12 protein-coding genes are annotated in these 13,560 nt (G+C 61.8%); 6 read left to right on the top strand and 6 right to left on the bottom strand.

All coding sequences use genetic code 11. The annotated features are described in order from the left end of the window. Window positions 1-33: 33 nt before the first annotated feature. The 3 genes from LAN37_01070 to LAN37_01080 all read right to left on the bottom strand — a co-directional run bounded on the left by LAN37_01070 (window position 34) and on the right by LAN37_01080 (window position 2,854). Complete coding sequence (locus tag LAN37_01070) at window positions 34-1,182, bottom strand: trypsin-like peptidase domain-containing protein (protein MBZ5645795.1); 1,149 nt, start codon at window positions 1,180-1,182, stop codon at window positions 34-36. Window positions 1,183-1,290: 108 nt separating this feature from the next. Further along, window positions 1,291-1,905, bottom strand: coding sequence for a dephospho-CoA kinase (gene coaE / locus LAN37_01075; protein MBZ5645796.1), 615 nt, complete (start codon window positions 1,903-1,905; stop codon window positions 1,291-1,293). Window position 1,906: 1 nt separating this feature from the next. Further along, window positions 1,907-2,854: a bifunctional 5,10-methylenetetrahydrofolate dehydrogenase/5,10-methenyltetrahydrofolate cyclohydrolase gene (locus LAN37_01080; protein MBZ5645797.1), complete on the bottom strand. Its 948-nt coding sequence runs from the start codon at window positions 2,852-2,854 to the stop codon at window positions 1,907-1,909. Window positions 2,855-3,031: 177 nt separating this feature from the next. On the opposite strand from LAN37_01080, the gene LAN37_01085 reads away from it, so the two are divergent. Further along, window positions 3,032-3,217: a Trm112 family protein gene (locus LAN37_01085; protein ID MBZ5645798.1), complete on the top strand. Its 186-nt coding sequence runs from the start codon at window positions 3,032-3,034 to the stop codon at window positions 3,215-3,217. A gap of 45 nt (window positions 3,218-3,262) precedes the next feature. Here LAN37_01085 and LAN37_01090 read toward each other — a convergent pair whose 3' ends face one another. Beyond that, window positions 3,263-3,979: a tetratricopeptide repeat protein gene (locus LAN37_01090; protein ID MBZ5645799.1), complete on the bottom strand. Its 717-nt coding sequence runs from the start codon at window positions 3,977-3,979 to the stop codon at window positions 3,263-3,265. A 701-nt stretch (window positions 3,980-4,680) separates the two neighbouring features. Between LAN37_01090 and LAN37_01095 the strand changes: the two genes are divergently transcribed. From LAN37_01095 to LAN37_01115, 5 genes are all read left to right on the top strand, one after another. Further along, window positions 4,681-4,947 carry a hypothetical protein gene (locus LAN37_01095; protein MBZ5645800.1) on the top strand — a complete coding sequence of 89 codons (267 nt, stop codon included), beginning with the start codon at window positions 4,681-4,683 and terminating at the stop codon, window positions 4,945-4,947. A gap of 174 nt (window positions 4,948-5,121) precedes the next feature. Then, entirely contained in the window at window positions 5,122-5,298 is a 177-nt protein-coding gene (locus LAN37_01100; GenBank protein MBZ5645801.1) for a hypothetical protein, read from the top strand. Window positions 5,299-5,435: 137 nt separating this feature from the next. Further along, on the top strand, window positions 5,436-5,783 hold the full coding sequence (locus tag LAN37_01105; protein ID MBZ5645802.1) for a cupin domain-containing protein: 348 nt from the start codon (window positions 5,436-5,438) through the stop codon (window positions 5,781-5,783). Window positions 5,784-5,814: 31 nt separating this feature from the next. Continuing rightward, entirely contained in the window at window positions 5,815-8,082 is a 2,268-nt protein-coding gene (locus LAN37_01110) for a nitric-oxide reductase large subunit (GenBank protein MBZ5645803.1), read from the top strand. 794 nt (window positions 8,083-8,876) lie between these two features. Continuing rightward, the gene (locus tag LAN37_01115; protein MBZ5645804.1) at window positions 8,877-11,918 is read left to right on the top strand and encodes an AsmA family protein; all 3,042 of its coding nucleotides are present in this window, start codon (window positions 8,877-8,879) and stop codon (window positions 11,916-11,918) included. A 130-nt stretch (window positions 11,919-12,048) separates the two neighbouring features. Here the strand turns inward: LAN37_01115 and LAN37_01120 are convergent, their stop codons facing one another. Both LAN37_01120 and LAN37_01125 read right to left on the bottom strand, forming a co-directional pair. Beyond that, a complete protein-coding gene (locus tag LAN37_01120) occupies window positions 12,049-12,420 on the bottom strand; it encodes a TraR/DksA family transcriptional regulator (protein ID MBZ5645805.1) in 372 nt (123 codons plus the stop codon). A 266-nt stretch (window positions 12,421-12,686) separates the two neighbouring features. Continuing rightward, a complete protein-coding gene (locus LAN37_01125; protein ID MBZ5645806.1) occupies window positions 12,687-13,421 on the bottom strand; it encodes a GvpL/GvpF family gas vesicle protein in 735 nt (244 codons plus the stop codon). Window positions 13,422-13,560: the final 139 nt, after the last annotated feature.

Consider the following 13,560-nt stretch of genomic DNA (forward strand, 5'->3'; position numbering starts at 1 on the left):
GCGGGAGCGCGGGTCCTTCGACCCGCGCTGCTCCTACACTTGCTCGCGTGCCTCGCCCAGCGTGACCTTCACCTCCATCTTGCGCTTGCCGCGGTAGATGGTGATGGTGACCGCGTCGCCGGCGCGGTGGCTGTTCATGGCGTGCGAGAGGTCCTGCTGGTCCACCATCTCCTGCCCGTCGATGGCGACGATCAAGTCCCCGCCTAGCTGGATGGGGACATTCCCGACGTAGGCGCGCTCGGTGCCGCCACGCAGGCCGGCGCGTTCGGCGGCCCCTCCCGGCACCACCGAGATGATCAGCACTCCATAATCCACCGGCAGGCCGATCTGCTCGGCCAGCTCCGGCCCGATGGGCAGCGAGCGGATGCCCAGCGCCGGCCGCTTCACGCGCCCGAAGGTCACCAGGTCGTTGAGCACGGCCTTGGCGGTGTTGATGGGGATGGCGAAGCCGATGCCCGAGCTCTGTCCCGCCGTTCCTGCGATCATGGTGTTGATGCCGATGACTTCGCCGCGCGAATTCAGCAGCGGACCGCCGGAGTTCCCGGGGTTGATGGCGGCATCGGTCTGGATGGCCTCGTCGATGAACACTCCGTCCGGTTCGCGCACCGACCGGATGGAACTGACGATGCCCCGCGTCATGGTCCCGCTGAACATGCCGAACGGGTTGCCGATGGCATAGACCTTCTGCCCCACCAGCAGTCGGCTGGAATCGCCCAGCGTCGCCGGCGCGAGGTTCGGGGCGTTGATCTTGATGACCGCAAGATCGTGCGAGCGGTCGCTGCCGATCACCTCCGCCTTGTACTTCTTTTTATTCGAGAGCGTGACCTCGACCTGTCGCGCGTTCGCGATGACGTGGTAGTTCGTCAGAACGTGGCCCTCTTTGTCGATGACGAAGCCCGAGCCGGCGCCCTGTTCCGGGACCACACCGTAAAAGAAATCAAAACTCAAAGAAGTCGAGGTGATATTGACCACCGCGGGCAGCGCCTTCTTGTAGAGGTTGACGTTGTTCTGCTCCTCGGGATCGAGCTGCTGCGGGCCCGCGGCTTCGGTGATCTCCAGCGGCGCGGAGGGGCCGCTCCAGCGGACGGCCGAGAGCGGCTCGCCTCCACGGTGATGGGTGGTGAAGTAGTAGAAACCCGCCGCCAGCACGGCGGCGACGACGATAAGACGTAGCAATCTCATTTCCGTTACCCCGACCTTTGTCATCCTGAGCGCTGTCCCGGAGGGACAAGCGTGAGGACCTACAGCGTGCATCTCGCAGCGAGCCCCACGCAAGTGGGGCGATCTTCACTAGGCGCCCGCGAGCCGTTTCAGCTCGGCCCACACCGCGTCCACTTGCGGCCCCAGTTGCTCGATGGAGCCGGAGTTGTCGATCACAAAATCTGCGTTCCTGACCTTGAGCTCGTCGGGCGCCTGCGCGGCCATGCGGCGCTCGACTTCGGCGCGCGCGTTGGCATCGCTGACCCCGAGCCGCTTCGCAAATCGCGCCACCTTCTGCTCCATGCTGCACGTGACGACGATCAGCTTCTGAAACTGCCTGCCCGCGCCGGCCTCGACGATCAGGGCCGCCTCCACGATGGTGACCGCGTGCGGCTCACGCCGGCCGATCTCGTTCATCCATTCTTCCTGTCGCTGGATCACTGCCGGATGCACGATCTTGTTCAGCTCCTCGATGCGGTCGGGAAAGACGATCCCGGCGAGCTTCGCGCGATGGATCGTCCCATCTGGTTTGACGATCTCCGGGCCGAAATGTTGCACGACCGCGTCGTACACCGGCAGCCCCGGCTTCATCAGGTCCTGCGCCAGACGGTCGGCCTGGAGGACGTGCGCGCCGCGGGCCTGGAGCATCTCGCCCACCGTGGATTTGCCGCACGCCAGCCCGCCGGTCAGACCTACCTTCAGCAATCTATCCTCTTTTGCCCGACGCCGCGGGTACCCGCGTCCCGCGCCGCAGGCGGGCCGCCTTGACCGTGTTGACCATCAGCATGGCGATGGTCAGCGGTCCCACGCCCCCGGGAACAGGCGTGATCGCGCCTGCCACCTCGGCGACTTCCGGCCGCACGTCGCCGGTGACGATATATCCGTTCTTGGCAAACGCAGCTTCCTTCTTCGCGTCGTTGCGGAATAAGCGATCGAATTCCTCGCGGCTCTCGATGCGGTTCATGCCGACGTCAACCACCGTGGCCCCCGGCTTGACGTGCTCGGTCGTGATCAGGCCGGGCCGCCCGGTTGCGACCACCAGGACGTCGGCCCGCCGGCAGACTTGCGCCAGGTTGCGCGTCTTGGAATGGCACACCGTGACCGTCGCGTCGGCGTAGGTGAGCAGCATCGCCGTCGGCTTGCCCACGATGTTGCTGCGGCCCACCATCACCGCTTCCGCGCCGGCCAGCGGGATCTCGGAGCGCCGCAGGATCTCCATGACGCCCGCGGGCGTACAGGGCAACATCGTGTCCAGCCGTTCGGCCAGCCGGCCGAAGTTGAGCGGGTGCAGGCCGTCCACATCCTTCTGCGGCGAGATGGCCATCAGGACAGCGTTGGTGTCGACCTGCTTCGGCAAGGGGAGCTGGACGAGGATGCCGTCGATCTCGTCCCTGCGGTTGAGCTGGCCGACGAGTTCCAGCAACTCTTCCGTGGTCACCGAAGCCGGACGGGTGATGGTTTCGCCCAGCAGCCCGAGCGCTTCGCAGGTCTTCACCTTGCTGCGGACGTAGATCTCCGAGGCCGGAGTATTGCCCACCAGCACCGCGGCGAGCCCCGGACGCACGCCCAGATCGCGCAGACGGCTGACTTCCTCGGCCAGTTCTGACTTGATCTGGTCGGCGATCTCGGTGCCATTCAGGATCCGTGCGGACATGCGCGCCTCTCGGCGGCACCATTGTAAATGCTGGGTGCCCTACCCTTGTCGCGCCTGTGTTTGGCGCAACAGGGTGGGAAGAAAGCCCGGGTGCTGTGTGCCCTACCCTTGTCGCACCTGTGTTTGGCGCGACAGGGTGGGAAAGAAAAACTCGGGTTCAGGTAGAATGTCGGCCTGATGATCGCGAAGGAACTGCTCGACATCCTGATCTGCCCGGCCTGCCGCCGCGACCGCAACGCACAGGAGTCGCTCGCCTACGACCAGCAACGGCAGGTGCTGAAGTGCAATGCCTGCCGTCGCGCCTATCCCATCCGCGACGAGATCCCAGTTCTGCTCATCGACGAAGCGAAGATCGAGCCGTAGAGGAAAAGGCCCCCGCACGGGGAGCTCGTGGAAAACGGGTGATTGCTACTGCGGCTTCACGACCTGCGCGCGGGCGCTGGCGATCTGCCCCGCCACGCTGTTGGGGCTGTCCTTGTGGATCTGATCGTAGATGCGCGCTGCCTCCGCCGGCTGTGTGCTTTCGTACATGCCGGCGAGCTCGATCTGCGCGGTGGATTTGGGCACCGTGGTGCCCGGACGGTCGATCAGTTCCTTGTAGAGCTGGATGGCGGACGCATCCTTGCCCTCGGAGCGATACACCGAGGCCAGGGCAAACTTGGCCAGGGGCGCAAGCTCGTCGCGCCGCGAACCGGTGAGGCCTTTGAGCTCCGTCTCCGCCGTCTGATAGTCGGCCATGTCCATCGCGGTCACGCCCACCCAGTAGCGCGCGAACTCGGCGGACCGGGTGTGCGGATAGTCCTGCGCCACCTTGCGGAATTCCTTCTGGGCAGCCCGGGCCCGCTCGGCGGCCGAGGTGAAAGTCAGGACGTTGGGCTGCGCCGGGGCGTTCGCCGGCCGCAGTTGAGCGTCATAGATGCGCAGCGCCGCGCCCAGGGCGATGCTCGCCTTCTCGTCGCGGTTCTGCAGGTAGAAGAACCCCGCCACGCCCGCCAGCACTAGGACCGCCGCCACCATGCCGGCAATAGTCAATGGGTTCCGGTGCGCGACCGCCCAGAACACCTGATCCTGGACGGCCTCAGCGAACTTGTCTTCTTTCAGTTGGTGTCGGGTATAACGGGCCACGGATTTCCTTGGATGGAATCGAGGGACGCTTCCAAACTCTTGAGTTTAACAGCCGCAATTCCCACGGGTCAAACGCCGGACGGGGTAGTACTCTCCGGGAAAAATTCGGCTACACCCCCTGGGCTTGGGTGCGCGCGGGCGGATGTGCGGCCCGGTGCAGCAGCGGCCACAGGAGGGGCGCGGGCGGATCAGGGATGGGTGTTTGTAACTGGTGATAAGAGGATTTCTCAACAGTTACCAGGAAGTTCAATTCCTCTAGGGCCGACCAGCTACTCCCATTGACCAAAGCGGGGGCGAGATCGGATTGAATAACATATCGCGTTACGATAACATATCCGGGAGTTTGATCCTGCACTCAGCATGCCTAGCTTGACTTGGTTTCGGATGGAGGCGTGTAGGAGGTCCAGATGGTTCAGGAGGACCACGCCTCGCTATGCAAGTCCTGCCAGACCCGATTCGAGTACACGGACCAGCAAGCTGCCAACGGAGGACGACACATGGCTACCGCCCAAACAAAGACCTCCCGACAACCCCCTGCCGGGCACCAATTTATCGAGGGTACTCTCAGCAGACCCTTGCTCCGATTTGACCTAACCAGCGAACTCGACCAACTGCACCGTGATGAATCATGGGCGCAGGCCGCTGGACGAAGTTCCAAGACCCTTGTAAAGCATCCGGATCTCCGCATTGTTCTGATCGCGATGAAAGCAAACACTCGCATGCACGAGCACTCAGCGGCAGCGAGAATCTCCGTGCACACGCTCAGCGGCCACATCCGGCTCCATTTACCAGAGCAGGTCGTGGAACTCCCTGTCGGGCACCTGCTCGCTCTCGATGAGTGCATGCCTCACGACGTGGAGGCAGCCGAGGACAGCGGCTTCCTGCTCACGCTATCGTGGCCGCCGGAAACAAAGATTGAGGAATCCAAGACGGACCGGAAGAAGACGATTCGCCAGAAAGGGAAATAGCCGGAAGTCGCGCGTAAGATTCCTGCCCGCCTTCCTGGGGGTTCTTCCGCTCACCACGAGCAAGCCTTCTCGGGCAGTGCGACGGAGGGACGCGCTCATGGTTAAGGTAACCCTACGAGATGCCCGATGAAGCCACTTTCGTTGCGCGTTCTGCGGTTATTCGGAGAAATGGGGATGGACCGACTGGACCTGCATGTGCTATTCGAGGCGGCGGGCAACGAACCGTCCGAACGGCAGCGCGTGCTCGACGCCATCGATGAATTGACCCGCGAAGGTATGCTGGATGCGTGCGGTGGGGACTTCTACGCGCTGACGGAAAAAGGTAAGGGGCAATCGCTCAGTCTTAAGTAGCGGAGTTTGGGCCCGTTTCGAAGAAAAGACCTGTGGAGCCGGTGGAGAAGCCGGGTTGCGAATCGGGATAGAGTTCGGCGTGCTGTGGGAACCCAGACGATCAAACGAAATAATCGCGGCGGCTGAGGCGGCCAAAGATGAGTTCACAGCATTCACAAAGTAAGCGTGAATTGCCTATCGCGGAAGTGGTCCGCTTGATAGACCTCGTGAATTACCAAGAAGGAGCCGTTGTTAGCCGGACGCTCATCAACCGTGCGACAGGAACAGTCACGCTTTTCGCTTTCGATGAGGGCCAGGGCCTAAGTGAGCATACAGCCCCTTTTGACGCCTTGGCGCATTTGTTAGAGGGCGAAGCGGAAATTGTAGTTTCGGGCAAGCCGCTACCAACGCAGGCAGGCGAAGCGGTTCTCATGCCAGCACATCAACCTCACTCTTTGAAGGCTCTCACCAAGTTCAAAATGCTGCTGACGATGATCCGTTCATGACCCCAGAAGAAGAGGCAACACGGAAGTATCTATGGAAATGCCGGACAAACTCTCACCTTGGTGGAAGCATTCAGTCATTCTGACTGTCGTTGCTGGGTTCTCAATTCTGATCTGGCTCGCGACGAAGAGCTATCATGATGCGCCCCCCATCCCGGAAAAGGTTTTGTCTCCCGTGGGTGAAACTGTTTTCACTGCTCAAGATGTGCTCAAAGGGCAGCAGGTTTTTCTGAAGTACGGCCTGATGGAAAACGGAACGATTTGGGGCCACGGTGCTTATCTAGGGCCGGATTTCTCCGCCGAATACCTTCACACATTGGCCGACGACACCCAACATTTGCTGGCCCGCCAGCACTACCACAGGGAGATGATCGAGCTGACGCCGGAAGAAAGGCAGGCGGTCTACGCCGAAGTCCAGCATCTGCTGAAGACGAACCGCTATGACCCTCGAACAAACAGCCTTGCTTTCACAGAACCAGAATCAGATTCTTTCCGGGGACAAATCGCGAAGTGGAAGGCGTACCTTGCCCACCCGAAGACAAGCGCTGGCCTTCCAGCCAACTACATCAACGACTCCGAAGAGGTCCGCCAACTAACGGCTTTCTTCGCTTGGACAGCGTGGGCTTCTGCTGCGAATCGCCCTGGGAAATCGTATTCCTACACAAACAATTTCCCGTACGATCCGGCAGTCGGGAATCTGCCGAGCAGCGATTCAGTCCTTTGGAGCGCCCTGAGTCTCATTACGCTGCTGGGGGCCCTTGCGCTAGCACTTTTTATCGTTGGAAGATTCGACTTCCTGGGATGGAGGGGCAAGCCAGGCCACGTCCATCCTCAATTGATCCCGGGAGGCGCCACTGAAACACAGCGCGCACTCCTCAAGTACTTTGTCGTTGCGGCTCTGCTCTTCTTGGGCCAAGTGCTGGTCGGGGGAACCGTTGCACACTACCGAGCCGATCCCGGGAGTTTTTATGGGATTGACCTTTCCCAGATCTGGCCGAGCCACATTGCCCGCACCTGGCACCTGCAACTCGCCATTTTCTGGATCGTTACTGCCTATCTGGCGGGAGGACTGTTCTTGGCCTCTGCTCTCGGCGGCAGTGAGCCGGAGGGCCAGGTCAAAGGAGTCGGCTTTTTGTTCGGCGCTCTCGTCGTCGTGGTGGTCGGAAGTCTGCTGGGCGAAGTCATGGGCGTCAAGCAGCTGCTCGGGAACCTGTGGTTTTGGTTTGGGCACCAGGGTTGGGAGTATCTTGATCTGGGGCGTGCCTGGCAAGTCTTGCTCGCCATCGGGCTGGTGTTTTGGCTCTTTCTGCTCCGCCGCGCGGTCGCACCAGCCAGGAAGAATCCTGAAGCCCGCGAGGTTTCCTCGCTTTTCCTCTATGCGGCAGCGGCTATTCCGATCTTTTACCTCCCGGCGATGTTTTTTGACAGCACATCGCACTTCTCGGTCGTAGACATGTGGCGTTTCTGGATCATTCACCTCTGGGTAGAAGGATTCTTTGAGCTCTTTGTCACCGCGATGGTCGCAATCATTTTCTACAAAATGGGGATCGTATCCCATGTGACTGCGGCGCGCGTGGTCTACCTCGACGCCATCCTCTACCTGGGGAGTGGAATCGTTGGTACCGGACATCATTGGTATTGGACCGGCCAATCCAACATCACCATGGCTCTTGCAGCCGTCTTTTCGGCAATGGAGGTTGTTCCGCTGACCCTTCTTACGCTGGATGCATCTGACTTCGTAAAGTTGACGCACACGAAATGCGAGACGTGCGGAAAGGAAGTAGGCATTCCCCATAAGTGGACGTTTCGTTTTCTAATGGCCGTAGGATTTTGGAATTTTCTCGGTGCCGGCGTGTTTGGGTTTCTGATCAACTTACCCATCGTCAGCTACTATGAGGTGGGAACCATCCTTACGCCCAATCACGGTCATGCCGCCATGATGGGCGTCTTCGGGATGCTGGCCGTCGCGCTGATGGTGTTTGCTTTCCGGCAAATTCTCTCGGATGAAGACTGGCTGCGAATCGAGAAGTATGTAGGAGCATCTTTCTGGGGATTGAATCTCGGCCTCCTCTTGATGGTCATGACCAACTTATTCCCCGGCGGGGTGTTGCAACTTGCCGATGCGTTAAACAACGGATACTGGCATGCGCGAGGGCCCGAGTTCCTGAGTCAAAGAATTGTGCGTGTGATCGAATGGTGCCGGTTACCGGGCGATCTGGTGTTTATCCTACTTGGCGTGCTGCCGCTCATATACGCAGCGTGTGTAACTTGGAAATACTCGAAGAATTTACTCGCAGATTAGAGTGAAATCATGCGGAGAATATCAAGTACCATCAGCACCGCGCCCAGACCGGATTTCAGAGAACGATGACGAGACCGCGGCGCGCCGTTAGTCCCGGTGTTCGGCACTTGATTTAGTTGCATCTGGCGGGTGGCCCACCTTTGACGGCGAGTATAGAACCGGGCTGCCTCGCAGCAAAAAGACCGTGGGTGCCCCACCCAACGCGGTGTTCGTTGGGTGGGTCGTTCCGCGTTTTTGCGGTGAGTCTTTTCTCCCACCGCAACTCCCTGATAACACAGACGCGCTCCAAATCTGGATTTGTATAGCTTTCAGCTATGTCAAGCGATTTATTTTTCGGCCCGCTAACCCTCTGATTCCATTCGCTCTTTCGCGCCGTCTCTCTCCGATCCCTCTCCTTCGACTTGCTATTCTGGATGGAGCGGGCCCAGGCTCGCCCGAGGTTCAGGCGCTCTTCTGGCTGACCACTGCCCACTGCCCACTGATTCCTCGCCTAATTCCTTTAAAACGACATACCCGACATATCTTCGCGCCTAACCCCTTTGTTTCGACATATCGAAGGGGAGGGGGAGGGGGGCTGCATCTGTCGTCGACGCTCTATCCCGCCGACGACCGTTCTGAGCTGCCCTTCTTTGCCGAACGAAGTGAGCCCTGAGCGCAGTCGAAGGGGTTGCGAAGGGACTGACGACTGCTCGCTGCTTTCGCCGTACAATGTTTCTTGTCGAGAAGCTGCCCCGCCAGCCCTTCCGTCTGACTCGCAGCCGTGAGCGCAGACTCCCTGCGCTCGGGAGGTCGTCATGCGCAAGCTTGGTATCGCCATTCTCGTGCTCCTTGCTGTGGTGGTGATCGTCGCGCTGGCGCTGCCCGCGTTCCTGGACGTCAACCGTTACCACGACCGCATCCAGGCGGAGCTGCAGAAAAAGCTGGGCCGCCCGGTGTCGCTGGGCCCGATGCACCTCAGCCTCCTCCCTCTTGCCTTCCGGGTGGAGAACGCCGTCATCGGAGATGATCCGGAATTTCGCAGCGAGCGGCCGTTCGCCCAGGCGCAGGAGCTTTACCTCACCGCCAAACTCATGCCGCTCCTGCATGGCGACGTGCAGATGGATTCACTGGAATTGCGCCAGCCGCGGATTGAATTGATCCGCAACGCCCAGGGCGTGTGGAATTTCTCCAGCCTGGGCCATAAGGCGGTCACGCCGGCGACCGAGCCTCGCGCCACGGCGCCGCAGCCAGCGCCGCAGGCACAGCAAGAGAAGCCCGCGGCCCAGCCGGCACAGCCGTTCAGCATCCAGGACCTGAGCATCCGCGATGGCCAGGTCGCGCTCACCGACCTGCAGAAGCGCCAGCCGCGCGCCGTCTACGACCACATCGATCTTTCGGTGAGGGGCTACGCGCCCGGCAGGGCGTTCACCCTCGACGCGGCGGCACACCTGCCCGGCCAGGGCGCGCAGCAGGTGCAGCTCAGCGGCCAGGCAGGCCCGATTCCCGAGGGCGCGCTGGTCAGCATGCCCTTCGACGGCACCCTCAAGCTGGACCAGGTTTCCATCTCCTCGGCGCAGACGTTCTTGAACACGCAGGCGCTGACCGGGATGGAGGCCATCGCCTCCGGAGAGACCAAGCTCCGGAACGAGAGCGGGAAGGTTTCCACCAGCGGCTCGCTCAAGCTGGAGCAGGCGCGCGTGCACGGCGCCGACATCGGGTATCCCATCGCCCTCGACTACGACCTGACCGCCGACCTGGACTCCGACGTCATCCACATCGCGCGGGGAGACCTGAAGCTGGGCTCCACGCCGCTTTCCATCTCCGGCACGTTGAACATGCAACCCACGCCCTCGCAGCTGGACCTGAAGCTGAAGGCGTCGAATGTCTCGATTGAGGAGGCGGCGCGCCTGGCCGCGGCCTTCGGCGTGGCCTTTGACCCCGGCATGAAGATCGCCGGAAAGATGAACGCGGATATTCGCGCCCAGGGTCCCGCCACGCGGCCGGCGCTCGATGGCACGCTCTCGGCGCAGAACCTGAGCATCGTGGGCAAGGATCTGCCCAGCCCGGTGCAGGTGCAGGGCATCGACCTGGCTCTGTCGCCGCAGGCGATCCAGTCGAACAGCTTCACGGCGACCACCGGCTCGACCACACTCTCGGCGCAGTTCACGCTCAGCGATTACACCGCGCCGTCATCGAACCTCGACCTCGTGCTGCACACGGCGAACGCCAGGATCGGCGAGCTGATCAATATCGCCAAGGCGTACGGCGTCTCGGCGGCCGAGGGGATGTCGGGCTCGGGCAGCATCGCGCTCGACGTCCGTGCCAGCGGGCCGATGAAGAATACGGCCGCCATGACCTTCTCCGGCAACGGCGCCATCCAGAACGCGTCGCTGACGGCGCCGCAGATCACCAAGCCGCTCGAGGTGCGCAACGCCAACCTGCGCTTCTCCCAGAATTCGGTGATCTTCGAGAACGTGAGCGCCGGGCTGGGCTCGACCAACGCCACGGGATCGCTCACACTCCGCAACTTCAGCGAGCCGCAACTGCAGTTCGCCATCAATGCCGACCGCATGATCGTCGCCGAGTGGCAGCAGATGTTCCCCACCGTGCAGCCCGCGAAGCAGGCCGCGTTCTCGCTGGTTCCCGTGGCCTACGCGGCCAACCCGACGGAGCCCAGCCTGCTGTCGAAGACCACTGGCACCGGCTCGCTCGCCGTCGGCACCATCCAATACGACCAGCTGGTGCTGACCGACGCGCGCAGCAGCGTCACGCTGGATCACGGGGTGATCCGCCTCGCGCCCATCACCGCCAACGTGTACAACGGCAAGCATACCGGCTCGGTCGTCATCGACACTCGCCCCACTCCGTCGGTCTACACCGTCACCAGCAAGCTCGACCAGGTGGACGCCAACAAGCTGCTTTCCTCCACGTCGTCGCTGAAGCAGACGCTGTACGGGCTGCTCGCGGCCAACGCCAATGATCTGACCTTCACCAGCGGCGGCAATGCCGACCAGATCGCGCGGTCACTGAACGGGACCCTCGCGCTCAATCTCACGAACGGCAAGCTCGTCGGCATGGACGTGCTGCACCAGTTGTCGGAGATCGCGAAGTTCATGGGAGGCGGCCAGCAGACGGACCGCGGATTCACCAACATCGTGCAATTGACCGGCAATTTCGACGTGCGCAATGGCGTCGCGCAAACCAACAATCTGAAGGCCGTCATTGACGGAGGCACCATGGGCGCGGTGGGTGCGGTCAATCTCGCGGACCAGTCGCTCAACATGCGCGTCACGGCCGTGCTCTCCAAGGCGATGAGCGACACGGTGGGCGGCACCGGCATTGGCGGCTTCATGAACACGGCGCTGGCCAACAACAAGGGCGAACTGGTGATCCCGATCGTCGTCCGAGGGACTTTCCAGCGCCCCAGCTTCGCGCCCGACCTCGAGCAGATCGCGCGCATGAAGCTACAGAACATGCTGCCCTCCCTGAATAACCCCGGGGCGCTGACCACCGGCATCCTGGGCGCGATCCTCGGACAGAAGGGCCAGCAAGGCGGCCAGCAGCAGAACCAGCAGGGCGGCCTGCAGGAGATCCTGGGCGCGATCGGGGGAAAGCAGCCGCAGCAACAACAACAACAACAGCAGCAGCAACCTCAGCAACAGCAGGGCAGCGGCCAGCCGCAGCAGCAACAGAAAGGAAATATCTGGCAGGACATTCTCGGCGCGGCGATCGGCGGGCAACAGAAGAAACAGCCACCGCCGCAACAACAGCAAGGCGGGCAGCAGCAGAACCAGCAACAGCAGCAACAGCAGAACCAGCGGCAACAGCCCGATCAGCCGCCGCAACAGCCGCAGTGAAGTCGGTCAGCGGGCAATCAGGCCATCCGGGGAAGCTGGGAAAATGGTTCGATGGCCAGATCCAACTTGGCCCGAGCAAACGAAAACGCCGTCGATCTCTCGACGGCGTTTCATATTCCAACACGATCAGCTACCGCGGCGTCTCCTGGATCTGCCCCTGCTCAATCTTCTCCTGGCAAGAGATGCAGTAGCGCGCCCAGGGCACGGCTTCGAGCCGCTTGGGGTTGAGTTCTTTGCCGCAGTTGATGCATCCTCCGAAGGTGCCGTCCCGGATGCGAGCCAGCGCCTCTTCCACGCGCGCCAGCAGCGCGCGGTCGTTGCTGCTCTGCGAGAACAGGAACTCCTTGGTGTAGGAGTTGGCGGCCTTGTCGGCGATGTCCTGCGCGATGTCCTCGCTGTCGGCGGCGCGGCCATCCTGCACGTTACGCGACATGGTCCGGCGCAGCTCCTGCTGCCGTTGCTCCAGCTTCTTTTTGAATTGTTCCAGCTTCTTCTTGTCCATGAATGATTGCTCGAATAAAGAGAGGCCCTTCGGTGTCCTCGTTACCCGTAGGGCTAAACTTAAGATGATAGGCTGCGGAGAAAGGGAGCGTCAATACGTGCTGGGGCCTTACAAATAGCGGCTCGGCGCATCGGCCCGTGCGCCGGGTCTCCTCCCATGCCTCGGTCAAGTGATCTCCCCATCCAAGTTGCGTCGCGGAGAATGGGCCTTGGGGGCAACACGCAGGCCGCCGTTTCCGGCGGCCCGCGGTTGCGAAAGGTGTCGGCCTAGCTCGCCCTGATCTTGTTGGGCATGAAATGGTAGGGCGGCCAGGGACCGCTGATCTGCACCTCGATGTCCTTCAACTGGCGGGCGGCGGTGCTGTAGCGGTTCTGGTACTTTTCGACGGACTTATTGTCGATCAGGTGGGCGATGTCGATGAGCATACCGCCCGAATCCACTTTCTTGCAGCAGATTTCCTCGTCGAGCGGGTTGAACAGCTTGTGCACTTGCACCGAGATGGCGCGCGCCCGTGTCTGGCGTTCCCGCTGCCGGACGGCCTTCTCGCGCAGCTTGGTCAGGTACTCGCCGCCGGCGGTGGTGGGCAGTACGATCTCCGTCAGTGCCTCGCGCAGCGACCCGTCCTTCACCAGTAACTTGAGGTGCATCTCGGCCTTGCCGCGCAGCTTGCTGACGCTGTCCACGAACGCCTTGCGGTTCGAGCGCACGGCGCGCCGCAGCGAGTCATCGGTCTCGAACACCGTACCAAACCGGAAGGGCAGCACGGTGGTGTTGCGGAAGCACTCGCTCACCACGCGCGCGTGGTCAAGGATGGCCCGCTGGTCCAGCTCCTGGCCTCCTCGGTCATACTCACTGACGATGATTGCGAATTCCCCGCTCGGATACCCGAACACCTGGGCACCCAGGATCCCCTTCAAACCTTCGATTGGAAATGGTCTGCGAGCTCGAGTCTCGCCTTGGAAAGCCTGCTGCTCAGTGATGCAGTACGCGTACCACGCCATATCATCGCTCCGAAACAAAGGGCTGACGCGACGCACCGCGTCGCGGATACAGGGGCCGACAGATGTGGAGTAACGGGCTGTGTAGCGAGATGGCGTCCGCCGCAGCCGGGAATCCGGCGCCGAAAACCCGCACCGCAAG

The sequence above is a fragment of the Terriglobia bacterium genome (assembly GCA_020073495.1).
Lineage (GTDB): Bacteria > Acidobacteriota > Terriglobia > Terriglobales > Acidobacteriaceae > JAIQFD01.